Source organism: Massilia sp. UYP34, from assembly GCF_056279385.1.
This window is the reverse complement of record NZ_JBWBRF010000003.1, coordinates 234,529-258,993: the sequence shown is the minus strand read 5'-3', so window position 1 is coordinate 258,993 and position 24,465 is coordinate 234,529. Positions and strand designations below refer to the sequence as shown.

Genomic DNA, 24,465 nt, shown 5'->3' with positions numbered 1-24,465 from the left:
ATGGAACGCATCCCGATCCTGCGCATGGGCGACCTGCTCCTGGTGACGATCCAGGTCGACATGCATGACCGTCTCGCCATGCAGCTGCAGGACGACCTGACCGAGCGCATCGTGAGCGACGGCGCCAAGGGCGTCCTGATCGACATCTCGGCGCTCGACCTGGTGGACTCCTTCATCGGCCGCATGATCAGCAATACCGCCGCCATGGCGCGCGTGCTCGACGCCCGCACCGTGGTGGTGGGCATGCAGCCGGCGGTGGCGATCACCCTGGTCGAGCTGGGCCTGACCCTGCATGGCGTGAAGACCGCGCTGAACGTCGAGAAGGGCATGGCCCTGCTCGGAAAGAGTTACAGATAATGGTCGACGCGCTTACCGATGCCGTCCTGTTCGAGACGCATCTGCTCGACCATCACCGCCAGCACCGCAGCGGCCGGGTGACGCTGCCGCTACGTTCGGACGAGGACGTCGTGGGCCTGCGCAAGCAGGTGCGCGAGCGCGCCGTGGCGCTCGCGCTGTCGCTGGTCGACCAGACCAAGCTGGTGACGGCCGCCAGCGAACTGGCGCGCAACACGATCAAGTACGGCGGCGGCGGCGAAGTCCATCTCGACGCGCTCGACGACGGCCTGCGCAAGGGCATTGGCCTGCTGTTCGTCGATGCCGGGCAAGGCATTCCCGATATCGACAGCGCCCTGCGCGATGGTTTCACCACCGGCGGCGGGCTGGGCCTGGGCCTGGGCGGCTCCAAGCGCCTGGTCGACGAGTTCGACATCGACAGCCGTGCAAAGGAGGGCACCGCGGTGCTGATCATCAAATGGAAGCGCTGATCAGTTCACAGTCTGCGCAGTACGTGTTCGCCGTTTCCCATGCCAGCGACGTCGCCGCCGTGCGCCGCGCCGGCCAGAAACTGGCCGAGTCGCTGGGCTTTACCGAGACCCGCGCCGGCCAGCTGGCCCTGATCATCACCGAGGCGGCCACCAATATCCTCAAGCACGCCGGCGAAGGCCAGATCCACATCGTCCCGGCGCAGTCCCCTGGCGGCATCGGCGTCGACGTGCTGGCGCTCGACCGGGGCCCGGGCATCGCCGACCTGGCCGGCAGCCTGGTCGACGGCGTGTCGACCGCCGGCACCGCCGGCACCGGACTGGGCGCGCTGCGCCGCCTGTCGGACGAGTTCGACGTGTATTCGACCGCAGGCGACGGGGCCGCCTTCTTCATGCGCCTGTGGCGCGACGTGCCGGGGCCCGGTCCGTGCGGGGTCGAGGTGGGCGCCCTGTGGAGTCCGATCAATGGCGAGGAAGTCTGCGGCGACGGCTGGGCGGTCGCCTGCGCCGGCGGCGGCGCGACCGTGCTCGCGGCCGACGGCCTGGGCCACGGCCCGGAGGCGGCGCGCGCGGCGAACGCGGCGATCCGGGCGCTGGAGGAGCGCGGTCCGGTCGCGGCGGGCGAGATGGTGCATGCGGCGCACGAGGCCTTGCGCCCCACGCGCGGAGCGGCGCTGGCGGTCGCGCGCATCGATTTCGCGGTCGACGAGCTGCGCTTCGCCGGCGTCGGCAATATCGGCGCGGTCGCGATCGACGGGACGCGCCGCGCGCTGGTGTCGCACAACGGCATCGTGGGCCACAACATGCGCAAGGTGCAGGAGTTCACGGTGCCGTTCGGCCCCGGCGCGCTGTGCATCCTGCATTCGGACGGCATCGAGACCCGCTGGGACCTGGACAAGTACCCGGGCCTGCAGGGCCGCAGCCCGGCCCTGGTCGCGGCGGTCCTGATGCGCGACCACATCCGTGGCCGCGACGACGCCATGGTGCTGGTGGTGCGCCGCCTGGCGGGGGCGGCATGAGCACCGCCCGGCGCATCCTGAGCATCGGCCTGGACAGCGACCAGGACGTGGTGCTGGTGCGCCAGCGCGCGCGCCAGATCTCGGCGCTGCTGGGCTTTTCGCAGCAGGACCAGGTGCGCATCGGCACCGCCGTGTCGGAAGTGGCGCGCGGCGCATGCCACCAGGGCCCGGGCGGACGCGCGCTGTTCCAGCTGCGCGAGAACGAGGGCCGCCAGCACTTCGAGGTGCTGGTCAGCGGCGCCGGCGCGCGCGCCGGCGACCCCGAGACCGAATCGCTGCGCGAGCTGGCGATCGTCACCGCGCACCGCCTGGTGGACGCCTGCGAGGTCGATCCGGGCGAGGCCGGCGCCTCCACCGTCACGGTGCGCAAGGCGCTGCCGCGCCATGAGCACGTCACTTCCGCCAGGCTGGCCGAGATCGGCGCGCGCCTGGCCGACAGCCCGGTGTCGAACCCGGCGCACGAGCTGCAGCTGCAGAACCAGGAATTGCTGGCCACCCTGGCCGAGCTGCGCGAACGCCAGGACGACCTGCTGTCGCTGACGCGCGAGCTCGAAGACACCAACCGCGGCATCGTGGCGCTGTACGCCGAGATCGAGGACAAGGCCGAGCGCCTGCGCCTCGCCGACGAGATGAAGTCGCGCTTCCTGTCCAACACCAGCCACGAATTGAGGACGCCCCTGTCGTCGATCCGCGCGCTGGCCCAGCTGCTGCTGGACCGCATGGACGGCGACCTGACCGACGAGCAGGAACGGCAGGTGACGTTCATCGCCAAGGCCGCCAGCGACCTGTCGGAACTGGTCAACGACCTGCTCGACCTGGCCAAGATCGAGGCCGGGCGGGTCGAGACCCACGTCGAGCCGGTGGTGGTCGAGAACCTGTTCCGCGCGCTCAAGGGCATGCTGCGCCCGCTGGTGGACGAGGCGCGGGTGGAACTGATCTTCGAGCCGTCCGGCATCGGGAAGCCCTTTTGTTCGGACGAAGGAAAGATCTCGCAGATCCTGCGCAACTTCATCTCCAACGCCCTGAAATTCACCGAGCAGGGCTCGGTGCTGGTGTTCGCCGCGCACGACACGGAAGCCGATACCATCGCCTTCGCGGTGGCCGACACCGGGATCGGCATCAGTTCCGACAACCTGCAGCTGATCTTCGAGGAGTTCAGCCAGATCGAGCACCCCTTGCAGCGCCGCAGCAAGGGCACCGGACTCGGCCTGCCGCTGTGCCGCAAGCTGGCCGAACTGCTCGGCGGCCGGGTCGACGTATCGAGCACGGTGGGCGTGGGCTCGACGTTTACACTGACGCTGCCGCGCACGCCGACAAACACTTCGCCAAACACATGGCCGCATGCGACCATTGATCCTGCTGGAACCGCATCATGAATAGTCATCCGACCCAGATTCTCAACGTCGACGACAACGACGGTGCCCGCTACGCCAAGACCCGCATCCTGCAGAGCGCCGGCTTCGACGTCATCGAGGCCGCCAACGGCACCGATGCGCTCGAGATGGTCAGGCGCCACCTGCCGGCGCTGGTGCTGCTCGACGTCAAGCTTCCAGACATCAACGGCATCGAGGTCTGCCGCCGCATCAAGGCCGAATCGGACAGCAGCAGCGTGCTCGTGTTGCAGACCTCGGCCGCGCTGACCGGCCGCGCCGACAAGATCCGCGGCCTGGAGGGCGGCGCCGACAACTACCTGGCGGCCCCGATCGAGGCCGACGAACTGATCGCCAACGTCAATGCGCTGCTGCGCATGCGCCGCATCCAGGTCGACCTGCGCGACAGCGAAGAACGCTTTCGCCAGCTGACCGACAATATCGACGACGTGTTCTGGATGTTCTCGGTGCCGGGCCGCCGGCTGGTCTACGTCAGCCCGGCCTACACCACGGTCTGGGGCCGCGACGCCGAATCGCTCGGCCAGGAACCGGCCGGCTGGCTCGACGCCGTGCACCTCGACGACCGCGCGCGCGTGGCGCAGCGCTGGGAACGCGTGCCCCAGGAGCCGCATTACGACGAAGAGTTCCGCATCCACGGCGCCGACGGCCAGGTGCGCTGGGTGCGCGACCGCCTGTTCCCGGTGCGTGGCGCGCGTGGAGAGGTGTACCGGGTGGCGCGCGTGACCAGCGACATCACGGCGCGCAGGGAGATGGAGGCGCTGCTGCGCACCGCCGACAGCAACAAGAACCAGTTCCTGGCCACGCTGGCGCACGAGTTGCGCAATCCCCTGAGCCCGATCCGCAACGCGGCGGCCCTGCTGGGCGCCAGCGGGGAGGGCGCGGCCGAGCGCCAGGCGCGCGCGCGCGAGGTGATCACGCGCCAGGTCGACCACCTGGCCCACCTGGTGGACGACTTGCTGGACGTGGCGCGCATCTCCGAAGGCAAGATCGTGCTGCGCAACGAAGAAGTCGACCTGAAGGGCGTGATCGCGCAGGCGATCGAGACCGCGGCGCCGCTGATCGCCGCCTGCGCGCACCGCCTGGACGTGCGCCAGCCGCTGGAAGACCTGTGGGTGACGGGCGACCCGGTGCGCCTGGCCCAGTCGGTCGGCAACCTGCTGCACAACGCGGCCAAGTTCACGCCGGCCGGCGGCGCGATCACGCTGGGAGTGGAAGTGAGCGGCGAGCTTGCGCATGACGGCGGCCAGCGGCGCGTGCGCATCTCGGTGCGCGACAACGGGATCGGCATCGATGCCGACAATCTGCCGCACATCTTCGGCATGTTCGCCCAGGCCGCGGTGCCGCCGGACCGCGCGCCGGAAGGGCTGGGCATCGGCCTGTCGCTGGTGTCGCACCTGGCCGAGCTGCATGGCGGCCGGCTGGAAGCGGCCAGCTCCGGCATCGGCCAGGGCAGCATCTTCACGATCGAACTGCCGCTGCTGCGCGCGGGGTCCGGCGCGCCCGCGGCCGCGCAGCAGGAAGCCGCGGACGCCAACGAATCCGGCGGCATGCGCGTGCTGCTGGTGGACGACAACGTCGACGCCATGGAGATGATGGGCTTTTTGCTGGCCGAGATGGGCTACCAGCCGGTGACCACGGCCGACGCCAGCGAGATCGAGGCGCTGGCGCTGCGCCACAAGCCGCAGGTGATCGTGCTCGACATCGGCCTGCCGGGCGTGGACGGCTACCAGGTCGCGCGCCGCATCAAGGGTAATCCAGACCTGGCGCACGTGCGCCTGGTGGCGCACACCGGCTACGGCTCGCCCGAGGACCGGCGCCGCGCGCAAGAGGCGGGTTTCGACGCGCACCTGGTCAAGCCGGCCGAGTTGTCGGACCTGGAGGCGGCGCTGCGGGGCGGATGATCCGCCACGCTCACGCCAGCAGCGCCACCGCCTTCACCTGCGCCCAGAGCGCGCACCCCGGTTCGATCGCCAACTCGCGCCGCGAGCGCTCGGTGATGCGCGCCAGCAGCGCGGTCTCCCCGATCTTCAAACGCACCAGCACCTGGCCCGGCGCCGCCGCCGGACCCACCGCATCGACGACGGCCGGCAGGATGTTGGCGATGCTGCTGCCGCGCGCTCGCTCGAGCGCCAGGCTGACGTCGCGCGCATGGATGCGGCAGCGCACGCGGCTCTTGACGCCGTCGCGCAGACCGACCAGCAGCACGCCGCCGGGAAAGGCCAGGTGCGACAGGCCGTCGGCGTCGCGCCCGGCGAGCACGGTCTCGATCATCACGCCGGCGTCGTCCTCGAAGTTCGCCGCCAGGTCGAGCCGCGCCAGCGTGTCGGCCAGCGGACCGCCGGCCAGCACGCGTCCCTGTTCCAGCACCACCAGGTAGTCGGCCAGGCGCGCCACCTCGTCGGCCGCGTGGCTGACGTAGACCACCGGCAGCGCCAGCTCGTCGTGCAGGCGCTCGAGATAGGGGAGGATTTCCTGCTTGCGCTTCATGTCGAGCGCCGCCAGCGGCTCGTCCATCAGCAGCAGGCGCGGCGCCGCGAGCAGCGTGCGCGCGATCGCGACGCGCTGGCGTTCGCCGCCCGACAGGGTGCCTGGGCGCTGCGCCAGCAGGTGCGCGATGCCGAGCAGTTCGGTCACGGGCCCGATCTCGAAGCGGCGCGCGCCCGGCGGCAGGCGCTTGAGGCCGAACTCCAGGTTGGCGCGCACGTCGAGATGGTCGAACAGGCTCGCCTCCTGGAACACGTAGCCGATGCCGCGCCGGTAGGTCGGCACGTACACGCCGCGCGCATCGTCCTGCCAGGTTTCGCCGCCCACGGCGACGACGGCGCCCGGTGCGCGCTCCAGCCCGGCGAGGATGCGCAGCAGCGTGGTCTTGCCCGACCCGGAATGGCCGAACAGGGCGCTCACGCCGTGGCCGGGCAGGTCGAGGTCGGCGTCGAGGGCGAATGCGCCGCGGTCGAGTCGTACCTTGATGCGTATGCCGCTCATCGCCGCGTCCCCCTGGCCGATTGCGGATACAGCGTGTACAGCACCAGCAGCACCACGAACGAGAACACCAGCATGCCGCCGGCCAGCCAGTGGGCCTGCGCGTATTCCATCGCTTCCACGTGGTCGTAGATCTGGGTCGAGACCACGCGCGTCTTGTCGGGGATGTTCCCGCCGATCATGAGCACCACGCCGAACTCGCCGATGGTGTGGGCGAAGCCGAGGATGGCGCCGGTCACGAAGCCGGGCCGGGCCAGCGGCACCACCACCGACCAGAACGTGTCCCATGGACTGGCGCGCAGGGTGGCCGCCACTTCCAGCGGCCGCGTGCCGACCGCCTCGAAGGCGTTCTGCAGCGGCTGCACCACGAAGGGCAGCGAATAGAAGACCGAGCCGATCACCAGGCCGCTGAAGGTGAAGGACAGCGTGCCCAGGCCCAGCGCCGTGGTCAGGCGGCCGAGCGGGCCGTCGGGGCCCATCGCCAGCAGCAGGTAAAAGCCGATCACGGTCGGCGGCAGCACCAGCGGCAGGGCCACCACCGCCCCGACCGCGTGGCGCAGCCTCGAATGCGTGCGCGCCAGCCACCAGGCCAGCGGCGTGCCCAATACCAGCAGCAGCAGGGTGACGACGGTGGCCAGCCTGAGGGTCAGCCAGATCGCGGAAAAGTCGGACGAATCGAGCATCGTCAGGCTTCGTAGCCGAAGCTGCGGATCAGCGCTTTGGCCTTGTCGGTGCGCAGGTAGTGCAGCAGCGCCCGGGCCGCCGGGTTGCGCTCGCCCTTGGCCAGCAGCGCCGCGTCCTGGCGGATCGGGGCGTGCATATTGGCCGGGACGATCCAGCCCGAACCCGCCGTGAACTTGCCGTCGCGCCAGACCTGAGCCTGGGCCACGAAGCCCAGTTCGGCGTTGCCGGTGCTGGTGAACTGCCAGGCCTGGGCGATGTTCTCGCCCTGGACGATGCGCGGCCGCACGGCCTCGACCAGGCCGAGCTTTTGCAGGGTGGCGATGGCGGCGGCGCCATACGGCGCGGTTTTCGGGTTGGCGATCGCCAGGTGGCGGTAGCTGGCGGTGTTCAGGACCTTGCCCCCGGCGTCGACGACGCCGTCCCTGGCCGACCACAGCACCAGGCGGCCGACCGCATAGGTGAAGCGGCTGCCGGCCACGACGTGACCTTCGGTTTCCAGTCTGGCCGGGGTGGCGTCGTCGGCCGCCAGCAGCACCTCGAACGGCGCCCCGTTGCGGATCTGGGCGTAGAACTTGCCGGTGGCGCCGCTGGCGAGCACGGCCTTGTGGCCGGTGTCGCGCTGGAATTGCTCGGCCAGCTTTTCCATCGGGCCGGCGAAGTTGGCGGCGACCGCGACCTGGACCTCGCCGGCATGCGCCGTCCCCATGGTGGTCAATATGGCGAGCAGGCTGGCCAGGCGTATCATCGGTTTTTCTCCGGATCGGGATGGGAACATCGTGGTAGCCTGCCGGTCGGATGGATGAGCAAGCGCTGTATACTCAAGTATATAGCGAAAAGCAGCCGGCGAGAATCGCAGGTGGGCATGGATCAGCATGGGATGAGCACGGGATGAGCACAGAAGACAAGCGCATCGCCCTCGATGGCAGGGTCTGGATGACGGTCGGCGGCGAGAACCTCGGCGGCGGCAACCGGATCGAACTGCTGGCGGCGATCGGGCGGCTCGGTTCCATCACCGGCGCCGCCAAGGCGGTCGGCCTGAGCTACAAGGCCGCCTGGGATGCGATCGACACGATGAACAATCTCGCGGGCGAGGCGCTGGTCGAGCGCGTCGCCGGCGGCAAGGGCGGCGGCGGCACGCGGCTCACGGCGCGCGGCCAGCAGCTGGTGGACAACTTCAGGACGATCGAACGGGTGCACGATGATTTTCTCGAACGACTCAACCGCCAGGCCGGCGACGTGGCCGACGATCTGGCGCTTTTCGCGAGGTTCAGGATGAGGACCAGCGCGCGCAACCAGTTCTTCGGCACCGTGACCCGGGTGACGCCGGGCGCGGTGAACGACGAAGTCGAGCTCGCGATCGCCGGCGGGCAGGCGATCGTCGCCATCGTCACGCGCGAGAGTTCGGAAAGCCTCGGACTTGCGCCGGGGCGGCAGGCCTTTGCGCTGATCAAATCGTCGTCGGTGATCGTGATGACGGATGACGATGGCGCGCGGCTGTCGGCCCGCAATCGGCTGACGGGCCAGGTCTCGCGCCTGATGCGCGGCGCGGTCAATGCCGAGGTGGTGATCGCGCTGGCGGGCGGGGGCAGCGTGGCCGCCACGATCACCAACGACAGCGTGGACGCGCTGGGACTGGCCGAAGGCGCGGCGGCGACCGCGCTGTTCAAGGCCTCGAGCGTGATCCTGGGCGTGCCGGCCTAGCCGGCCTAACCGATCGTCTGCCCGGACAGATGCTGGACCGCGACGAGCCGCGGCGGCGGATCGCAGCGGCACAGGCACAGGTCGCCATCGAGCGCATACTGGCGGCCGTCGTGGCGCGCCGGCAGCCGCGGACCGTCCAGGCCGATGGTGCCGGTCGACCCGCAGGCGGGGCAGGACACCTGGTCGCCTTCGAGCGCGACCTTCACGCCGTCGAGCGCGAGCAGCGAACTGGCTGTGGTCACCGTGCCGCCGGCGGTCGTCGATGCGCCCAGCGTGATGTAGTAGCGCGTTGCCATGGCGGCCTCCCATCGATCGCAAAACCACAGGATAGGCAGGCCGCCGCCGCCGGGCCTTGAGCGGCCATAAGCCGATTCGTCCCCTAGTCATGAAAAAGCCCCGCCAATCCGGGCGGGGCTGGGTGACGGCAAGGCGGCGCCGGCTTACTTGTCGGTCACGGTAAACGCGCCATACGGCTTGAGCTGTTCCTCGAGCTTCGATGGATCGCCGACCACCACGATCGACTGGTTCGCGGGCGCGAAATACTTGCGCGCCACGGTGCGCACCTGCTCCGGCGTGACCTTCTGGATCTTCGGCACGTATTCGCCCAAGAATTCCGGCGGCAGGCCGACCAGCCAGTTGGCGGCCAGGGTATTGGCGACCGAACGCTGCAGTTGGTTGCTGAGCAGGTAGCCGCCCGCGACGTAGCGCTTGTTCATGTCCATTTCGCTGGCCGGCACCAGCTCCGCGCCCAGGCGCTTGTATTCCTTGAAGTATTCTTCGAGCGAAGCGCCGGTGACTTCGTTGCGCACGTCGGCGCCGCCCACCATCATGCCGCCCGCGCGGCTCATGCGCGCGCCGGCCGAGGCGCCATAGGTATAGCCTTTTTCCTCGCGCAGATTGGTGTTGATGCGGCTCGAAAAACCGCCGCCCAGGATGGTGCTGGTCAGGCGCAGCGGGATCTGGTCCGCCGCGCTGGCCGCGATGCCGGGGCTGCCCAGGCGCAAGGTCGACTGCACGCTGCCGTCGCGCTTGAGCAGGATGCGCGCCGGCTTCACGCCGGTGGCGGCGGGCGGGGTGTCGGGCAGGGCCGCGCCGCTCGCCTTCCAGTCGCCGAAGGCGGCCCTGGCAAGCTTCATGGCCTCAGCCTCGGTGATGCGGCCGGTGACCACCAGCAAGGCGCGGTCGGGACGGAAGCGTTTCGCGTGCTCGGCGCGCAGCATCGCGGCGCTGACGGCGTCGATCGACTCGACCGTCGGGTCGGTGCGGCCATACGGGTGCTCGCCATACACGGCCTTCTTGATCGCGCGCTCGGCGCGAAACGCCGGCTGGGTCTCGGACACGCGCAGCGACTGCAGCGCATTGGCCTTGGCCAGCGCCACTTCGTTCTCGGGGAAGGAAGGCTGGCGCACGATCTCGGCCATCAGGTTCAGCATGCCGCTCGCCTGCGAGGCCAGGGCGTTGCCCGAGACGATGATGCCGTCGGCGGCCGGGCTGGCCGCCACTTCGCCGCCCATGCCCTGGGCCGCTTCGGCGATCGCGCGCGAATCGCGCTTGGCTGTTCCTTCATTGAGCATGCCGGCCAGCATGGCGGCAAAGCCGCTCTGGTTCGGCGCGTCGGCCGCGAAGCCGGCGCCGCGCAGCGCCAGCACGTAGTCCACGCGCGGCAGGCCCTGGCGCGGCACGACCCACACGGTCAGGCCGTTGGGCAGGGTCTGCCTGGCGATCTTCGGCGCCGGGATCGATTTCTCCTGGCCATAGGCGGGCATGCCGGACGGCGCCTTGGCCTCGGCGGCGTAAGCGCCTGGTCCGAATGCGAACGAGATGGCAAGTGCGAGCATCAGTTTTTTCATGACGCGCTCCTTATTGGGTGTTGGCGGGGGCCGACGCAGTCTTGGCCGCTTCGATCATGGCGGCCGGCTTGCGGTCGATGACGGTGCGGTTGGTCGGCACCAGATAGGTCCTGGCCGCGCGCTGGATGTCGCCCGAGGTCACGCCCTCGATCCAGCCCGGGATCTTGTTGACCACGTTGGCGTCGCCCCACAGGGTCTGCAGCTTGGCCAGGGTGTCGGCGCGGTTCACGAAGCTCTCCAGCTTGTTGTTCCAGTCGGCCAGCATGCGCGTCTTGACGCGCTTCAAGGTCGCGTCGTCGACGCCGTCCTTCGCGATCTTCGCGATCTCTTCGTCCATCGCCTTGAGCACGGCGTCGGCGCTGCTGTCCGGCTTGTACAGTGCGAACACGGTCATCAGGGTCGGGCCGTTGTATTCCCACGGGCTGGTCAGGCCGAACATGGTGTCGACGTTGAGGGCGATCTCGCGGCCCTTCACCAGGCCCTGGTAGAACAGCGAGGCGTCGCCGCCGCCCAGCAGCTCGGCCAGCACCGCGATCGGCGCCTGGTCGCGGCTGCCGCGTTCCGGCGCCTTCCAGGCCGCCGCGATGGCCGGCACCTGGGCCAGCGCGTCACTTTGCTCCAGCCGTTTTTCGGCGGTGTTGAGAGGCTCCGAGAAGTCGGTGCCCTTCGGTACCGGGCGCGCCGCAATTGCGCCGAAGTATTTCTCGGCCAGCGCGAAGCCCTGCTGCGGCGTGATGTCGCCGGCGATCGCCAGCACCGCGTTGTTCGGGCCGTAGTAGTCGCGGTGGAAGGCGCGCACGTCGTCCAGGCTGGCGTTTTCCAGGTCTTCGAAGCTGCCGTAGCCGTCGTGGTTGTTCTCCCATTTCTGGAACGCGTGCTGGCTGATGTCGATCCACATGAAACCGCCGTAGGGCTGGTTCTTGACGTTGACGCGGATCTCTTCCTTGACGACGTCCTGCTGGTTCTTCAGGGTGGCCGGATTGAAGTCCAGGGTCTTCATGCGGTCCGCTTCCAGCCACAGGATCGGCTCCAGGCTCGATGCCGGCGCGGTCTCGATGTAGTTGGTGAAGTCGGGACGGGTCGAGCCGTTGTTCCAGCCGCCGCCGGCGGTGATGGTGGTGTCGAACACGCCCTTCGGCGCGTTCGGCGTGCCCTGGAACATCAGGTGTTCGAACAGGTGGGCGAAGCCGGTGCGGTTCCGGGGCTCGAGGCGCATGCCGACGTGGTAGACGACCGAGACGCCGACGGTCGGCGAGCTGCGGTCTTCCGACACGATGACGGTCAGTCCGTTGTCGAGTTTCTTGGTGTTGACCGGCAGGCTCCACTGGTCGCTCGGGGCGGCGAACGCCGATATCGACAGGGTGAGCCCGGCCAGCAGGACAGGTAATTGGCGCATGCGCATGGGAACCTCATGAAGAATGGTGGGGCGATTTGCCAGCGCCATCCCCCGGCGGGAGCGACTCCCGCCGGCCGGGAAGGGGCGGCCATCGGCGGCCTATCTTAGCGCAATGGCATGTTGATAAGTATTCTTTTTATTGTTCCAGCGCATGCCATGCCGATGTCATGCAGACGGCATCCATCGCCGGCGTGTGCATTTCGGGTGGCGATTCATGCAGTTCGTCGCATGGGGCCGCGACCGGCCCGGCTTTCGGGATATAGTTGCAACATGACAAGTACCGGCGCGATGCCGGCGCAAGAATTTATTGGAGAGAATGGATGAACCACCTGACCAAGCTGGGCGCCGCCATCGCCGTGCCGTTCGCCTTGTTCTGGGCGGCGCCCGGCGTCGCCGGGGGCGCGCCGGAGACGAGCACCGAGACCCGCCAGATCGATGCGCGCGTGGTGCGTGTCAAGCTTGAAGGAGTGGGTGACCTCAAGATCCGCCAGGGGGCGACGCCGGCCCTGGTGCTCACCGGCGACGCGCGCCTGCTGTCGCGGACCACGACGTCGCAGAATGGGGACACCCTGAACATCGAGACCGAAGGCCGCAATGCGGGCTTGCGCTTCGGCCGTTCGTCCGGCCTGCAGGCCGAACTGGTGCTGCCGAACCTGCAGGCGGTGTCGTCCGAAAGCATCGGTTCCACCACCGTGAGCGGGTTCGCCGGGGAAACGCTGGACATCAACCTCGATGGCGCCGGCTCGATGTATGTATCATCGTCGGACTACCGCACCATCACGGCCAGCCTGGGCGGGGTCGGCAATCTCAAGATCCAGGGCGTGAACAGCGAGCACGTCGACCTGAGCCTGGGCGGGGCCGGCTACGTGACCCTGAGCGGACGCAGCAAGCACATCAGTGCCGAGCTCGGCGGACTGGGCGGACTCGACGCCCGGGACTGCACGGCCGACTCGGTCACGCTGGACTTGTCGGGCCTGGGCAACGCCACCGTCAACGTGCAAAAGAGCGCCAATCTCGCGCTGTCGGGCATGGGATCGGTGACGGTGTTCGGCAAGCCGGCCAATCGCAAGGTCGCCCTCGACGGCCTGGGCAAGGTCAACTGGAAATGACAGGCGCGCCTTCCATGGTCCTGGCAGCGCCACACACATGGCCACCTCGGTGGGATTCGCGGCAATTGCTCAAATTCCGGAACGATCCAGATTCTGTGCACGAGACATGAAAAAAATACTCCTTGTGACGCTGCTTGCCATCGGGCTGCAATTCGGTCCGCAGACGAGCGCCCGGGCCGGCTTTGCCGAGGGCGCGAGCGCCTACAACGCCCGCAACTATGCGCTGGCATTGAAAGAAATCAGTCCGCTGGCCCGGGCCGGCAATCCCGACGCCCAGCACCTGCTGGGCCTGATGTACTACATGGGCCGCGGCGTCACGCGCGACTACAAGCAGGCCTTCGCCTGGCACCTGAAGGCGGCCGAGCAGGGCAAGGCCGATGCCCAGTACGTGGTCGGCGCCATGTATTACACCGGCAATGCGGTGCCGCAGGACCAGAAACATGCCGTCGGCTGGTTCCGCAGGGCGGCCGAGCAGGGCAACCCCGACGCCCAGCACGCGCTCGGGCTGATGTACCGCTATAGCGTGGCGGGCGTGCCGCAGGATGCGGTGCTGGCCTATATGCTGTACAACCTGGCCGCGGCCGGCGGCCACCGCAACGCCATCGAACAGCGCGCCGCGATCGCCAAGAAAATGACGCAGGAACAGGTTGAAGAAGCGCAGGCCCTGTCGCGCACCTGGAAGGTGGGCAAGGCCCTGCCGGCGGCGTCGAAGACCGGCGCCAATCCGTAGCAGTCCACGGAATTTCAGCGGATATTCAGCGGATATTCAGCGGATATTCAGCGGATCGCCGGCAGCGCCAGCGGCATCGCCTCGCCCAGCGCCGCGTAGCCGCGGTCGTTCGGATGCAGGTGGTCGCCGCTGTCATACGCCGGCAACAGCCGGCTCGGGCGCACCGGATCGCGCAGCACGCGGTCGGCGTCGAACACCGCATCGAACTCGCCGCTGGTGCGGATCCAGGCGTTTACCGCCTGGCGCAGCGTTTCCTTCTCGGTCGCGTACAGCGCCGCGCCTTCGAACGGCGCCAGCGTGGCGCCGATCACCGCGATGCGCGCGGCGCGGGCGCGGGCGATCAGCTGGCGATAGCCGGCCACCATGTCGTCCAGCGTGACCGGATTGGCCGCCGAACTGTTGCCGATATCCTCGATTCCAATCATTAACACCAACTGGCGCACGCCGCTCGTGGCCAGCACGTCGCGCTCGAAGCGCGCCAGGGCGCTCTGTCCAGCCAGCGGGTTGGCCGGGTCGTTGCCGAGCAGGCGGTTGCCGCCGATGCCGCGGTTGATCACGCCGGGACGCGCACCGGCGTCGCGCCCGGCCTGCAGGCGCCGCGCCAGCACGTCGGTCCAGCGCCGGTTGGCGTCACCCGTGCTGCGCGCGCCGTCGACGAGGGCGTCGCCCAGCACGACGACGGCGCCTTTCATGCCGTCCACTTCCAGCGCCGTCAGGAACGGCCAGGCCGCGATCGTGCGCTGGACCGGCAGGCTGGCGCTGGCGGCATGGTCGCCGGCGGGCGAGACATAGCCGGTCTGGCGCGCCTGGGCGTGCAGGGTGGCCGCCTGCACGGCGCCCGGCAGGTACAGGCTGACCGCCACCTGCGCCAGCGGCGGCAGGTTCAGTTCGACCGGGTCGGACAGCGCCGGCGCGCCGGCCGGGATCGTCACGCCGGCGCGCCCGCCGAAGGTCAGGGCGCGGTCGGTGCCCGGCGCCACGTCCGACCCCTGCGCGCGCAGGCCGATGCGCGCCGCGCCGATCCGCAGCGGCGTCGCGCCCAGCTCGTTCGACAGGCGGATGCGCACGCGGTTGCCGCCCACGCTCGACTGGACGATCAGGCGCAGGGTCTGGTTGTTGAAGGCATACGGGCTGGCGTCCGGGGGCGGCGCGGCCGGCGCCGCGCCCCAGCTCGCGGTCCAGTGACTGGCGGTGTCCCATGACTGGGCCACGGCCGGCGGGCCGGCCAGCGTGATGGCGGCGGCCAGCATGGCGCTGGCCAGCAGCAGGCGGCGCCGGGCCGGCGTCAGAGTGCGTGGTGAAAAATAAAACTGCGGCAACAACCGGCGCGCGGCCGCGATCAGGAAGGACAGGAAACGGTTCATGTGCTGCTCCATCGGACGCCCATGCAATAAGCATGAGTTCGTAATGACAATCTAGCAGCGATATGGATGTGAAAAAGATGGCAAGCCGCGGGATCGTTGCGCGATATCGAAGGGCATTTTGATTGCGATTCCAACAAGAAAATTATAGTCCTCTAAAGTTGGCGCTAAGCGATCTGGCGAACTGAGCAGAACGCCGATGCGGTCCAGCATGATGCTCGAACCACCGACGAGGAGATGACGATGGCGGATGTTGAATTGACGATGACGACCCAGGTGCCGGTCTCGACGCAGGAGGCCTGGGCCTGGTCGACCTCGCTCGAGAGCGTGCGCGCCGAGATGCGGCCCTTGCTGAAGCTCGTTTTTCCGAAAGGGATGACGGATATCGGCGCCAACACGATGCTCGGCACGTCGCTGGGCCGGTGTCAGTTCTTGCTGTTCGGCTTGTTTCCGGTCGATATGTCGAAGTTGACGTTTACCGAGATCGTGCCGGGCCACCGCTTCGTCGAGCAGTCGCAACTGCTCTCGATGCACGCCTGGCGGCATGAGCGCGTGATCACGCCGGCCGCCGACGGCCGCGGCGCCCTGATTACCGATCGCCTGGCGTTCGCGCCCCGTTTCGCCACGCCGGTGGTGCGCGCCATGGTCAAGCTGCTGTTCGCGCACCGTCACAAGATGCTGGCGCGCGCGCTCGGCGCATCCAGCCAGGAAATTGCCCAAAACAGAGATGGCAGAGCGCGCCGGGACAGGTCCGCGTGGTAGGCTTCGGCTTCGACTCACGCGCGCGCGCCTGTCAATACCATGACAATGGCGCGGCGACCATTTGGAGCATGTATGTTGATTGCCACTCACGGCGGCAAATTCCACGCGGATGATGCGTGGGCGGTCGCCGTCCTGAAGGTGCTGTTCCCCGCGGCGGACATCATTCGAACGCGCGAACAGGCCAGGATCGATGCCGCCGACTTCGCGATCGACGTCGGCGGGGTCTGGGACCCGGCCACCGGCCGCTTCGACCACCACCAGAAGGAATTCGACGCCACCCGCGTGTCCGGCGTGCCGTATGCCAGCGCCGGCCTGGTCTGGCGCGAGTATGGCGCGCGCTGCGTCGTTGCCCTGGCAGAGCGCCAGACCGGCGAGCGGCTGGCGGACGACACGGCCCAGCAGATCGCCTACGCCATCGACGCCGACATCGTGCAATATCTCGACCTGTCGGACGTCGGCGTGGCCAAGAGTGCGCCGGGCAGCTATGGCTTGTCGGCAGTGGTGTCCGGCTTCAATCCAGGCTGGCTCGACGAGCAGCGCCTGGGCTATGGCGAGGCGGTGGACGCCTACCGCATGGGCCAGTTCATGCGCGTCGTCGAGTTCCTGACCGACATCATGGGCAATGCCGTGCGCTACCGCGTCGGCGCGATGCTGGCCGTGACCCAGGTGCGCCAGGCCGACGTGCTCGAAGACGGCAAGCTGTTGTTCCTGAAGAACGCCGCGCTGCCCTGGAGCAGTGTGGTGCGCAAGGAAATGCCGAAGGTCCTGTTCGTCATCAGCCACAGCCTGACCGAGGGGCGCTACATGCTGCACACGGTGTCGGTCGACACCGAGAGCTTCGACGCCAGAGCCGACCTGCCGGAAGCCTGGGCCGGGCTGCGCGAAGCCGAGCTGGCGGCCGTTACCGGGGTCGAGGACGCCGTGTTCTGCCACACCGGCCGCTTCATCGCCGCCGCCCGGAGCTATGCCGGCGTGCTCAGCATGGCGCGCCAGGCGCTGGCGGCGGTAGGGTCGGCGCAGGTCGGCGGCTGAGCCGCCGACCCCAGGGAGCGCGCACAGCGGCGCGCAAGCTGACGCCGAGTCCCGTACAATTACGGTTTTGCTAACACGGGAGCAATCAACCATGCGCGCCATCGAGATCACCCAGCCCGGCAAGCCGGAAGTCCTGCAACTGTGCGAGCGTCCGACGCCGGCCTTGATGCCCGGCGAAGTGCTCATCAAGGTCCACGCCGCCGGCATCAACCGGCCCGACGTGCTGCAGCGCCTGGGTAAATACCCGGTGCCGCCCGGCGCCTCCGATCTGCCGGGCCTGGAAGTGGCGGGCGAGATCGTCGACGGCGACCTGGACGGCAGCGATTTCCGGAAAGGCGACCTGGTGTGCGCACTGGTGCAGGGCGGCGGCTATGCCGAATACTGCGCCGCGCCGCTGGCGCAGTGCCTGCCGGTGCCGCAAGGCCTGAGCGCGCTCGAAGCGGCCACCTTGCCCGAAACGTATTTCACGGTGTGGAGCAATGTGTTCGACCGCGCCCGCTTGGCCGAGGGCGAGAGCCTGCTGGTGCAGGGTGGCAGCTCGGGCATCGGCGTCACCGCGATCCAGCTGGCCAGGGCGCTGGGCCACCGCGTGTTCGCCACCGCCGGCAGCGCGGAAAAATGCCGCGCCGTCGAGGCGCTCGGCGCCGAACGCGGCATCAATTACCGCGACGAGGATTTCGTCGCCGTGGTCAAGGAACTCACGAACGGTAAAGGTGTCGACGTTATCCTGGACATGGTCGCGGGCAGCTACGTGGCGCGCGAGATCGATTGCCTGGCCGACGACGGCCGCCTGGTGGTGATCGCGCTGCTGGGCGGCGCGCGTGCCGACCTCGACATGGGGCAGGTGCTGCGGCGCCGCCTGACCGTCACCGGCTCTACCCTGCGTCCGCGGCCGGTGGCGTTCAAGGCCGCGATCGCGCGCCAGCTGCGCGAGCATGCCTGGCCGCTGTTCGCCCAGGGCAAGATCAAGCCCGTGATCCACCAGGTCTTCCCCCTGGAGCAGGCGGCGCAGGCGCATGCCCTGATGGAGTCGAGCACGCACGTCGGCAAGATCGTGCTGCAGGTGCAGCCGGGCTGAGACAGCGGGATAAAGGGTGCGCCGGCGGGGCCAGGACGGCCTTGCGGCGCGTAGTAGCGGCGGTTTCCAGGCAAAAATCAGCGAGCCGGGCAGCTGAGCCTTTGTTTGACCGCCATATGATCGACCGCTAGAATAGCGGGTTATTTGACATGGGGTAGTATGCGTCCCAAACTCGTCGTAGGTAACTGGAAGATGAACGGCAGCCGTGCAGCCAATGCAGAGCTGCTGCAAGGCATTCTCGCTGGATTGGACGATGCAGGCGCCGCGAGCGCCGTGTGCGTTCCCGCTCCCTATCTGTTCCAGTGTGAACAACTTCTCGCAGGCAGTGCGATGGCCTGGGGCGCGCAAGACGTCGCGACCGAGCCGTGCGGCGCCTTCACCGGCGAAGTCTGTTCGTCGATGCTGCAGGATTTCGGCTGCCGCTACGTGATCGTCGGCCACTCCGAGCGCCGCGCCTACCATGGCGAATCGAATGCGCTGGTGGCGCGCAAGGCCAAGGCGGCGCTGGATGCCGGCCTGACCCCGATCGTGTGCGTCGGCGAAACGCTGGCCGAGCGCGAGGCGCTCGCCACGCAGGAAGTGGTCGGCGCCCAGCTCGATGCGGTGCTGGAACTGGTGGGTGCCGATGCCGTGCCGAAGCTGGTGCTGGCCTACGAGCCGGTGTGGGCGATCGGCACCGGCAAGACGGCGACGCCGGCGATGGCCCAGGAGGTGCACGCCTTCTTGCGCGACAAGCTGCGCAACTGCAACGCCGAGGCCGCTGAAAGCGTACAAATCCTTTACGGCGGCAGCATGAAGCCGGAAAATGCTGGCGATCTGATGGCGCAGCCGGATATCGATGGCGGGTTGATCGGTGGAGCGGCGTTGAAGTCGAGTGATTTTCTCGGGATTATCGGGGCGGCCAAGCGGTCTGTATAAGATTCGGTCTTGAAGCGTTACGAATTTTCGAATCTTTTGAAAATATAAGAAATTTAAAAACGTTGTTTTAAACTTGGAATGGAATTGCAATGATCTGGTTCAACTTGATTATCGTCGTGCAGGTTATTTCGGCCCTGGCCATTATTGGCCTGGTGCTGATGCAGCACGGTAAGGGCGCCGACATGGGCGCCGCCTTTGGTTCGGGCTCGTCGGGCAGCCTGTTCGGCGCCTCGGGGTCGTCGAACTTCCTGTCGAAGTCCACCGCCGTGGCGGCCGCCATCTTCTTCGGCTCGACCCTGGCCCTGGCCTATATCGGCAACAGCGGCGGCGGCGAGAGCGGCGGCGGCGTCATGGGCCGTGTGACCGTGCCGTCGAGCCAGGCGCCAGCGTCCGGCATCCCGGGCGGCGCGCCAGCCCAGACCGCACCGGCCGACGTGCCGACACTGCCGGGCAGCAATGCCGCGCCGGCCACGACCGTTCCGGCCACCCCGGCCCCGGCTGCTGCCCCGACCGAGGTCCCGGCAGCCCCGGCGCCGGCAGCCCCGGCGCAGTAAGCGTCACCCGGCGCGGCTAACGCGCCACAATAACAACATGCAAGCGCGCCGTTTTATCGGCGCGTTTGTGTTTTTAGGCGTAGAATATTGCGGCGCGTGAATGAACTTGCGAGATCTGCTGGTTAGTGTGGCTAGGACATTGATCGCGCACCTGCAGGAAGAATGTCGTCAGGCTTGGGTAAGTAATTGCCGGGGCATCGAATAAACGGCGACGTGATTCAAAAAAATTGCAAATATCCTTGTGATTGCGCAATTTGAGCATTGATAAGTAATGCTAAGGCAGGGTAAAATACTGGTCTCCAGCCGACGTGGTGAAATTGGTAGACACGCTATCTTGAGGGGGTAGTGGCGCAAGCTGTGCGAGTTCGAGTCTCGCCGTCGGCACCAAAATTTAGAAAGAGAGCCAGCAAGGGCGCACGAGTTTCCTCATGCCTGAGCTGGCTTTTTTACGAGGATCGTCGTCCGGTCCTGGTGGCAGGCTTTAAGCCAGGTTCGCACGATTCGGTGCTGCATCCCCGCAGCATGTCTTTAACCGATCGTTCAGGAAGCTTCAGCTGTGAACCTCGAAAGTTATCTCCCCGTTCTTCTCTTTATCCTGGTTGGCATCGGCGTCGGTGTCGCCCCTCAGGTGCTCGGCCGCCTGCTGGGGCCCCACAAGCCGGACGATGCCAAGCTGTCCCCGTATGAGTGCGGCTTCGAAGCCTTCGAAGACGCGCGCATGAAGTTCGACGTCCGGTACTACCTGGTCGCGATCTTGTTCATTTTGTTTGATCTGGAAACGGCATTCTTCTTCCCATGGGGCGTCTCGATGCGCGAGCTGGGTTGGACCGGTTTCATCACGATGATGGTGTTCATCGCCGAGTTCGTGGTCGGTTTCTGGTACATCTGGAAGAAAGGTGCCCTTGATTGGGAATAAGCCATGGCAATTGAAGGCGTATTAAACGAAGGTTTCATCACCACCACAGCCGACAAGCTGATCAACTGGGCGCGCACCGGGTCGATGTTCCCGATGACGTTCGGTCTGGCCTGCTGCGCGGTCGAGATGATGCATGTGGGCGCGGCCCGTTACGACATGGACCGCTTCGGTATCGTGTTTCGTCCATCGCCGCGTCAGTCCGACGTGATGATCGTCGCCGGCACCCTGTGCAACAAGATGGCGCCGGCGCTGCGCAAGGTCTACGACCAGATGGCCGAGCCGCGCTGGGTGATCTCGATGGGGTCCTGTGCCAACGGCGGCGGCTACTACCACTACTCGTACTCGGTGGTGCGCGGCTGCGATCGCATCGTTCCGGTCGATGTGTACGTGCCGGGCTGCCCGCCGACTGCCGAAGCGCTGCTCTACGGCATCATGCAGCTCCAGAACAAGATCAAGCGCACCAATACCATCGCGCGCTAAAAACGGACGGCGTACCCATGACGACAAAACTCGAGACCCTTGAACTCGCCCTGAAAAATGCATTGGGGGAGGGCGCCGCCATTTCCGCGGCGCTGGGCGAAGTGACGGTGGTGGTCAAGGCATCTGATTACATCAGGACCATGACCACCCTGCGCGACGACCCCACCCTGGCATTCGAACAGATGATCGACCTGTGCGGCGTCGACTATTCGACCTATGGCGAAGGCAGCTACGAAGGTCCACGCTTCGCGGTGGTCGTGCACCTGCTTTCCCTGGCGAAGAACTGGCGCGTCCGCGTGCGCGTGTTCTGCCCGGACGACGACATGCCGCTGGTCGAATCGATCACCCCGATCTGGCGCGCCGCCAACTGGTTCGAGCGCGAAGCGTTCGACATGTTCGGCATCCTGTTCGACGGCCACGGCGACCTGCGCCGCATCCTGACCGACTACGGCTTCATCGGCCACCCGTTCCGCAAGGACTTCCCGATCTCGGGCTACGTCGAAATGCGCTACGACCCGGAACAGAAACGCGTGATCTACCAACCCGTCACGATCGAGCCGCGCGAGAACATCCCGCGCGTGATTCGCGAAGAGACCTACGGGACGAAATAATGGCTGAGCTTAAGAACTACACCCTGAACTTTGGTCCGCAACACCCGGCAGCGCACGGCGTGCTGCGCCTGGTGCTGGAGCTGGACGGCGAAGTGATCCAGCGCGCCGACCCGCACATCGGCCTGCTGCACCGTGGAACCGAGAAGCTGGCGGAAACCCGCACCTATCTCCAGTCGGTTCCCTATATGGACCGTCTCGACTACGTGTCGATGATGTGCAACGAACACGGCTACGTGCTGGCGATCGAAAAGCTGCTCGGCATCGAAGCGCCGATCCGCGCCCAGTACATCCGCACCATGTTCGACGAGATCACCCGCATCCTGAACCACCTGATGTGGCTGGGCGCGCACGCACTGGACATCGGCGCCATGGGCCCGTTCCTGTACTGCTTCCGCGACCGCGAAGACCTGTTCGACGTCTACGAGGCGGTGTCGGGCGCGCGCATGCACGCGGCCTACTACCGTCCGGGCGGCGTGTACCGCGACCTGCCGGACACCATGCCGCAGCACAAGCAGTCGCCGATCCGCAGCGCCAAGGCGATCGCCGAACTCAACGAGCACCGCCAGGGCTCGGTCATCGACTTCCTCGACGCCTTCACCAAGCGCTTCGACGGCTATGTCGACGAGTACGAGACCCTGCTGACCGATAACCGCATCTGGAAGCAGCGTACCGTCGGCATCGGCGTGGTCAGCCCGGAAGACGCGAAGGCGATGGGCTTCACCGGCGCCATGCTGCGCGGCTCGGGCATCGCCTGGGACCTGCGCAAGCACCAGCCGTATGCCGCCTACGACAAGGTCGAGTTCGACATCCCGGTCGGCACCAACGGCGATTCCTACGACCGCTACCTGGTGCGGGTGGAAGAGCTGCGCCAGTCGAACCGCATCATCAAGCAGTGCCTGGCCTGGCTGCGCGCCAACCCGGGTCCGGTGATGATCGACAACAACAAGATCGCGCCGCCGAGCCGGATGGACATGAAGTCCAATATGGAATCGCTGATCCACCATTTCAAGCTGTTCACCGAAGGCTTCCACGTCCCCGCGGGCGAGGCCTATGCCGCGATCGAGCACCCGAAGGGCGAGTTCGGCATCTATATCGTCTCCGACGGCGCCAACAAGCCATACCGCCTGAAAATCCGCACGCCGGACTATGTCCACCTGCAGAGCCTCGACGAGATGGCACGCGGCCACATGATCGCTGACGCGGTGGCCATCATCGGTACCCAGGACATCGTGTTCGGCAGTATCGACAGGTAAGGCTCACGTTCGATAAGAAAAGGGCAGAGAGAAGACTATGTTATCCGCGCAGTGCTATCAAAAAATCGATCGCGAGCTGGCCAAGTACCCAGCCGATCAACGCCAGTCGGCCGTGATGGCTTCGCTGGCCCACGCCCAGGTCGAACTGGGCTGGCTGTCGCCTGAAACCATGCAAGAGATTGCCGACTACATCGGCATGCCGGCCATCGCCGTGCAGGAAGTGGCGACTTTCTACAATATGTTCAACATCAAGCCGGTCGGCAAGCACAAGATCACCGTGTGCACCAACCTGCCATGCGCGCTGTCGGGCGGCGAACGTGCCGGCCAGCGCATCAAGGACGCGCTCGGCATCGACTACCGCGACACCACCGCCGACGGCAAATTCACGCTGCTGGAAGGCGAGTGCATGGGCGCCTGCGGCGACGCACCGGTCATGCTGGTGAACAACCACCGCATGTGTTCGTTCATGAGCGACGCCAAGATCGACGCCCTGCTTGAGGAACTGAACAAATGACCAGCCTGCACGACCGTCACATCAAACCGCTGATCCTCGCCAACCTGAACGGTGAGAACTGGCACCTGGCCGACTACGTCAATCGTGGCGGCTATTCGGCGCTGCGCCGCATCATCGAAGAAAAGATCACGCCGGAACAGATCATCGCCGACATGAAGGCCTCGGGCCTGCGCGGCCGCGGCGGCGCCGGTTTCCCGACCGGCCTCAAGTGGAGCTTCATGCCGCGCCAGTTCCCGGGCCAGAAATACCTCGTCTGCAATACCGACGAAGGCGAGCCGGGCACGTTCAAGGACCGCGACATCATCCGCTACAACCCGCATGCGCTGATCGAAGGCATGGCCATCGGCGCCTACGCGATGGGCATCACGGTGGGCTACAACTACATCCACGGCGAGATCTTCCAGGACTACCTGCGCTTCGAGGAAGCGCTGGAAGAAGCGCGCGCGGCGGGCTTCCTGGGCAATAACATCATGGGCAGCGAGTTCAGCTTCCAGCTGCACGCGCACCACGGCTACGGCGCCTACATCTGCGGCGAAGAAACGGCGCTGCTCGAGTCGCTCGAAGGCAAGAAGGGCCAGCCGCGCTTCAAGCCGCCATTCCCGGCCTCGTTCGGCCTGTATGGCAAGCCGACCACCATCAACAATACCGAAACGTTCGCGGCCGTCCCGTTCATCCTGAACATCGGCGCCGAGAACTACATGGCGCTGGGCAAACCGAACAACGGCGGCACCAAGATCTTCTCGATCTCGGGCGACGTCGAGCGTCCGGGCAACTACGAAGTCCCGCTGGGCACGCCGTTCGCGACCCTGATGGAACTGGCCGGCGGCATGCGCGGCGGCAAGAAGATCAAGGCCGTCATTCCCGGCGGATCGTCGGCCCCGGTGGTCCCGGGCGACATCATGATGCAGACCGACCTCGACTACGATTCGATCGCCAAGGCCGGTTCGATGCTAGGTTCGGGCGCCGTCATCGTCATGGACGAGACCCGCTGCATGGTCAAGTCGCTGCTGCGCCTGTCGTACTTCTACTATGAGGAATCGTGCGGCCAGTGCACCCCGTGCCGCGAAGGCACCGGCTGGATGTACCGCATGGTCCACCGCATCGAGCACGGCCAGGGCCGTCCGGACGACATGGACCTGCTGAACAATATCGCCGACAACATCAAGGGCCGCACCATCTGCGCGCTCGGCGATGCGGCAGCGATGCCGGTCCAGGCGATGATCAAGCACTTCCGCCAGGAATTTGAATATCACATCGAGCACAAGCATTGCCTCGTGCCCGCATACCTTTAAACCAGGTCAGG

The 24,465-nt window shown here is 66.9% G+C and carries 26 protein-coding genes and 1 tRNA gene; 20 read left to right on the top strand and 7 right to left on the bottom strand.

The window, feature by feature from the left end; genetic code table 11:
* From ACZ9AQ_RS07810 to ACZ9AQ_RS07790, 5 genes are read left to right on the top strand one after another with little or no spacing between them, the layout of a single operon-like run.
* The gene (locus ACZ9AQ_RS07810) at positions 1-357 is read left to right on the top strand and encodes an STAS domain-containing protein (RefSeq protein ID WP_005666383.1); all 357 of its coding nucleotides are present in this window, start codon (positions 1-3) and stop codon (positions 355-357) included.
* The gene (locus ACZ9AQ_RS07805) at positions 357-824 is read left to right on the top strand and encodes an anti-sigma regulatory factor (RefSeq protein WP_429203200.1); all 468 of its coding nucleotides are present in this window, start codon (positions 357-359) and stop codon (positions 822-824) included. The genes ACZ9AQ_RS07810 and ACZ9AQ_RS07805 overlap by 1 nt, the downstream gene beginning before the upstream one ends.
* The gene (locus tag ACZ9AQ_RS07800; protein ID WP_429203199.1) at positions 812-1,840 is read left to right on the top strand and encodes an ATP-binding SpoIIE family protein phosphatase; all 1,029 of its coding nucleotides are present in this window, start codon (positions 812-814) and stop codon (positions 1,838-1,840) included. The genes ACZ9AQ_RS07805 and ACZ9AQ_RS07800 overlap by 13 nt, the downstream gene beginning before the upstream one ends.
* On the top strand, positions 1,837-3,216 hold the full coding sequence (locus tag ACZ9AQ_RS07795) for an ATP-binding protein (protein ID WP_429203198.1): 1,380 nt from the start codon (positions 1,837-1,839) through the stop codon (positions 3,214-3,216). The genes ACZ9AQ_RS07800 and ACZ9AQ_RS07795 overlap by 4 nt, the downstream gene beginning before the upstream one ends.
* Positions 3,213-5,132, top strand: coding sequence for a hybrid sensor histidine kinase/response regulator (locus ACZ9AQ_RS07790; RefSeq protein ID WP_429203197.1), 1,920 nt, complete (start codon positions 3,213-3,215; stop codon positions 5,130-5,132). The genes ACZ9AQ_RS07795 and ACZ9AQ_RS07790 overlap by 4 nt, the downstream gene beginning before the upstream one ends.
* A gap of 10 nt (positions 5,133-5,142) precedes the next feature.
* Here ACZ9AQ_RS07790 and modC read toward each other — a convergent pair whose 3' ends face one another.
* Genes modC through modA form a run of 3 tightly spaced genes read right to left on the bottom strand, consistent with a single transcriptional unit; the run spans position 5,143 to position 7,642 of the window.
* A complete protein-coding gene (gene modC, locus ACZ9AQ_RS07785) occupies positions 5,143-6,216 on the bottom strand; it encodes a molybdenum ABC transporter ATP-binding protein (protein ID WP_429203196.1) in 1,074 nt (357 codons plus the stop codon).
* Entirely contained in the window at positions 6,213-6,896 is a 684-nt protein-coding gene (modB, locus tag ACZ9AQ_RS07780; RefSeq protein WP_429203195.1) for a molybdate ABC transporter permease subunit, read from the bottom strand. Before modB ends, modC begins: the two co-directional genes overlap by 4 nt.
* A gap of 2 nt (positions 6,897-6,898) precedes the next feature.
* The gene (gene modA, locus ACZ9AQ_RS07775; RefSeq protein ID WP_429203194.1) at positions 6,899-7,642 is read right to left on the bottom strand and encodes a molybdate ABC transporter substrate-binding protein; all 744 of its coding nucleotides are present in this window, start codon (positions 7,640-7,642) and stop codon (positions 6,899-6,901) included.
* A 143-nt stretch (positions 7,643-7,785) separates the two neighbouring features.
* Here modA and ACZ9AQ_RS07770 point away from each other — a divergent pair, with 143 nt between their 5' ends.
* Complete coding sequence (locus ACZ9AQ_RS07770; RefSeq protein WP_429203193.1) at positions 7,786-8,598, top strand: TOBE domain-containing protein; 813 nt, start codon at positions 7,786-7,788, stop codon at positions 8,596-8,598.
* Between the two features lie 5 nt (positions 8,599-8,603).
* On the opposite strand, the gene ACZ9AQ_RS07765 is transcribed toward ACZ9AQ_RS07770, so the two are convergent.
* The 3 genes from ACZ9AQ_RS07765 to ACZ9AQ_RS07755 form a co-directional block, all read right to left on the bottom strand.
* The gene (locus ACZ9AQ_RS07765) at positions 8,604-8,894 is read right to left on the bottom strand and encodes a PAAR domain-containing protein (protein ID WP_429203192.1); all 291 of its coding nucleotides are present in this window, start codon (positions 8,892-8,894) and stop codon (positions 8,604-8,606) included.
* A 144-nt stretch (positions 8,895-9,038) separates the two neighbouring features.
* Positions 9,039-10,448: a M16 family metallopeptidase gene (locus tag ACZ9AQ_RS07760; protein ID WP_429203191.1), complete on the bottom strand. Its 1,410-nt coding sequence runs from the start codon at positions 10,446-10,448 to the stop codon at positions 9,039-9,041.
* Positions 10,449-10,458: 10 nt separating this feature from the next.
* Positions 10,459-11,850 carry a M16 family metallopeptidase gene (locus ACZ9AQ_RS07755; protein ID WP_429203190.1) on the bottom strand — a complete coding sequence of 464 codons (1,392 nt, stop codon included), beginning with the start codon at positions 11,848-11,850 and terminating at the stop codon, positions 10,459-10,461.
* A 314-nt stretch (positions 11,851-12,164) separates the two neighbouring features.
* Here ACZ9AQ_RS07755 and ACZ9AQ_RS07750 point away from each other — a divergent pair, with 314 nt between their 5' ends.
* Positions 12,165-12,953 (top strand): GIN domain-containing protein, encoded by a 789-nt coding sequence (locus tag ACZ9AQ_RS07750; protein ID WP_429203189.1) that lies wholly within the window; start codon positions 12,165-12,167, stop codon positions 12,951-12,953.
* A gap of 106 nt (positions 12,954-13,059) precedes the next feature.
* A complete protein-coding gene (locus tag ACZ9AQ_RS07745; protein WP_429203188.1) occupies positions 13,060-13,683 on the top strand; it encodes a tetratricopeptide repeat protein in 624 nt (207 codons plus the stop codon).
* A 47-nt stretch (positions 13,684-13,730) separates the two neighbouring features.
* On the opposite strand, the gene ACZ9AQ_RS07740 is transcribed toward ACZ9AQ_RS07745, so the two are convergent.
* The gene (locus ACZ9AQ_RS07740) at positions 13,731-15,047 is read right to left on the bottom strand and encodes an SGNH/GDSL hydrolase family protein (RefSeq protein ID WP_429203187.1); all 1,317 of its coding nucleotides are present in this window, start codon (positions 15,045-15,047) and stop codon (positions 13,731-13,733) included.
* 261 nt (positions 15,048-15,308) lie between these two features.
* On the opposite strand from ACZ9AQ_RS07740, the gene ACZ9AQ_RS07735 reads away from it, so the two are divergent.
* The 12 genes from ACZ9AQ_RS07735 to nuoF all read left to right on the top strand — a co-directional run bounded on the left by ACZ9AQ_RS07735 (position 15,309) and on the right by nuoF (position 24,454).
* On the top strand, positions 15,309-15,806 hold the full coding sequence (locus tag ACZ9AQ_RS07735) for a hypothetical protein (RefSeq protein WP_429203186.1): 498 nt from the start codon (positions 15,309-15,311) through the stop codon (positions 15,804-15,806).
* A gap of 72 nt (positions 15,807-15,878) precedes the next feature.
* Positions 15,879-16,838, top strand: coding sequence for an MYG1 family protein (locus ACZ9AQ_RS07730; protein WP_429203185.1), 960 nt, complete (start codon positions 15,879-15,881; stop codon positions 16,836-16,838).
* A 91-nt stretch (positions 16,839-16,929) separates the two neighbouring features.
* Positions 16,930-17,916, top strand: a complete 987-nt coding sequence (locus ACZ9AQ_RS07725; protein WP_429203184.1) for an NAD(P)H-quinone oxidoreductase — start codon at positions 16,930-16,932, stop codon at positions 17,914-17,916.
* A 159-nt stretch (positions 17,917-18,075) separates the two neighbouring features.
* Entirely contained in the window at positions 18,076-18,834 is a 759-nt protein-coding gene (tpiA, locus tag ACZ9AQ_RS07720; protein ID WP_429203183.1) for a triose-phosphate isomerase, read from the top strand.
* 89 nt (positions 18,835-18,923) lie between these two features.
* Positions 18,924-19,388 carry a preprotein translocase subunit SecG gene (secG, locus tag ACZ9AQ_RS07715; RefSeq protein ID WP_429203182.1) on the top strand — a complete coding sequence of 155 codons (465 nt, stop codon included), beginning with the start codon at positions 18,924-18,926 and terminating at the stop codon, positions 19,386-19,388.
* A 302-nt stretch (positions 19,389-19,690) separates the two neighbouring features.
* A tRNA-Leu gene (locus ACZ9AQ_RS07710) sits at positions 19,691-19,775 on the top strand.
* Between the two features lie 169 nt (positions 19,776-19,944).
* Positions 19,945-20,304, top strand: a complete 360-nt coding sequence (locus ACZ9AQ_RS07705; RefSeq protein ID WP_429203181.1) for an NADH-quinone oxidoreductase subunit A — start codon at positions 19,945-19,947, stop codon at positions 20,302-20,304.
* Positions 20,305-20,307: 3 nt separating this feature from the next.
* A complete protein-coding gene (locus ACZ9AQ_RS07700) occupies positions 20,308-20,784 on the top strand; it encodes a NuoB/complex I 20 kDa subunit family protein (protein WP_005666428.1) in 477 nt (158 codons plus the stop codon).
* 17 nt (positions 20,785-20,801) lie between these two features.
* Positions 20,802-21,395, top strand: coding sequence for an NADH-quinone oxidoreductase subunit C (locus ACZ9AQ_RS07695; RefSeq protein ID WP_429203180.1), 594 nt, complete (start codon positions 20,802-20,804; stop codon positions 21,393-21,395).
* Positions 21,395-22,648 (top strand): NADH-quinone oxidoreductase subunit D, encoded by a 1,254-nt coding sequence (locus tag ACZ9AQ_RS07690; RefSeq protein WP_429203179.1) that lies wholly within the window; start codon positions 21,395-21,397, stop codon positions 22,646-22,648. The genes ACZ9AQ_RS07695 and ACZ9AQ_RS07690 overlap by 1 nt, the downstream gene beginning before the upstream one ends.
* Positions 22,649-22,685: 37 nt before the next feature.
* The gene (gene nuoE, locus ACZ9AQ_RS07685) at positions 22,686-23,162 is read left to right on the top strand and encodes an NADH-quinone oxidoreductase subunit NuoE (protein ID WP_429203177.1); all 477 of its coding nucleotides are present in this window, start codon (positions 22,686-22,688) and stop codon (positions 23,160-23,162) included.
* The gene (gene nuoF / locus ACZ9AQ_RS07680) at positions 23,159-24,454 is read left to right on the top strand and encodes an NADH-quinone oxidoreductase subunit NuoF (RefSeq protein WP_429203175.1); all 1,296 of its coding nucleotides are present in this window, start codon (positions 23,159-23,161) and stop codon (positions 24,452-24,454) included. Before nuoE ends, nuoF begins: the two co-directional genes overlap by 4 nt.
* Positions 24,455-24,465 lie beyond the last annotated feature (11 nt).

Bases quoted from the DNA above. Each gene is read 5' to 3' on its own strand.
- ACZ9AQ_RS07750 (WP_429203189.1), top strand. From the start codon at position 12,165: ATGAACCACCTGACCAAGCTGGGCGCCGCCATCGCCGTGCCGTTCGCC.
- ACZ9AQ_RS07690 (WP_429203179.1), top strand. From the start codon at position 21,395: ATGGCTGAGCTTAAGAACTACACCCTGAACTTTGGTCCGCAACACCCG.
- ACZ9AQ_RS07755 (WP_429203190.1), bottom strand. From the start codon at position 11,850: ATGCGCATGCGCCAATTACCTGTCCTGCTGGCCGGGCTCACCCTGTCG.
- ACZ9AQ_RS07765 (WP_429203192.1), bottom strand. From the start codon at position 8,894: ATGGCAACGCGCTACTACATCACGCTGGGCGCATCGACGACCGCCGGC.
- ACZ9AQ_RS07795 (WP_429203198.1), top strand. From the start codon at position 1,837: ATGAGCACCGCCCGGCGCATCCTGAGCATCGGCCTGGACAGCGACCAG.
- secG (WP_429203182.1), top strand. From the start codon at position 18,924: ATGATCTGGTTCAACTTGATTATCGTCGTGCAGGTTATTTCGGCCCTG.
- nuoE (WP_429203177.1), top strand. From the start codon at position 22,686: ATGTTATCCGCGCAGTGCTATCAAAAAATCGATCGCGAGCTGGCCAAG.
- tpiA (WP_429203183.1), top strand. From the start codon at position 18,076: ATGCGTCCCAAACTCGTCGTAGGTAACTGGAAGATGAACGGCAGCCGT.
- modC (WP_429203196.1), bottom strand. From the start codon at position 6,216: ATGAGCGGCATACGCATCAAGGTACGACTCGACCGCGGCGCATTCGCC.
- modA (WP_429203194.1), bottom strand. From the start codon at position 7,642: ATGATACGCCTGGCCAGCCTGCTCGCCATATTGACCACCATGGGGACG.
- ACZ9AQ_RS07725 (WP_429203184.1), top strand. From the start codon at position 16,930: ATGCGCGCCATCGAGATCACCCAGCCCGGCAAGCCGGAAGTCCTGCAA.
- ACZ9AQ_RS07730 (WP_429203185.1), top strand. From the start codon at position 15,879: ATGTTGATTGCCACTCACGGCGGCAAATTCCACGCGGATGATGCGTGG.
- ACZ9AQ_RS07770 (WP_429203193.1), top strand. From the start codon at position 7,786: ATGAGCACAGAAGACAAGCGCATCGCCCTCGATGGCAGGGTCTGGATG.
- ACZ9AQ_RS07760 (WP_429203191.1), bottom strand. From the start codon at position 10,448: ATGAAAAAACTGATGCTCGCACTTGCCATCTCGTTCGCATTCGGACCA.
- ACZ9AQ_RS07735 (WP_429203186.1), top strand. From the start codon at position 15,309: ATGACGACCCAGGTGCCGGTCTCGACGCAGGAGGCCTGGGCCTGGTCG.
- ACZ9AQ_RS07805 (WP_429203200.1), top strand. From the start codon at position 357: ATGGTCGACGCGCTTACCGATGCCGTCCTGTTCGAGACGCATCTGCTC.
- nuoF (WP_429203175.1), top strand. From the start codon at position 23,159: ATGACCAGCCTGCACGACCGTCACATCAAACCGCTGATCCTCGCCAAC.
- ACZ9AQ_RS07695 (WP_429203180.1), top strand. From the start codon at position 20,802: ATGACGACAAAACTCGAGACCCTTGAACTCGCCCTGAAAAATGCATTG.
- ACZ9AQ_RS07745 (WP_429203188.1), top strand. From the start codon at position 13,060: ATGAAAAAAATACTCCTTGTGACGCTGCTTGCCATCGGGCTGCAATTC.
- modB (WP_429203195.1), bottom strand. From the start codon at position 6,896: ATGCTCGATTCGTCCGACTTTTCCGCGATCTGGCTGACCCTCAGGCTG.
- ACZ9AQ_RS07740 (WP_429203187.1), bottom strand. From the start codon at position 15,047: ATGAACCGTTTCCTGTCCTTCCTGATCGCGGCCGCGCGCCGGTTGTTG.
- ACZ9AQ_RS07800 (WP_429203199.1), top strand. From the start codon at position 812: ATGGAAGCGCTGATCAGTTCACAGTCTGCGCAGTACGTGTTCGCCGTT.
- ACZ9AQ_RS07790 (WP_429203197.1), top strand. From the start codon at position 3,213: ATGAATAGTCATCCGACCCAGATTCTCAACGTCGACGACAACGACGGT.
- ACZ9AQ_RS07810 (WP_005666383.1), top strand. From the start codon at position 1: ATGGAACGCATCCCGATCCTGCGCATGGGCGACCTGCTCCTGGTGACG.
- ACZ9AQ_RS07700 (WP_005666428.1), top strand. From the start codon at position 20,308: ATGGCAATTGAAGGCGTATTAAACGAAGGTTTCATCACCACCACAGCC.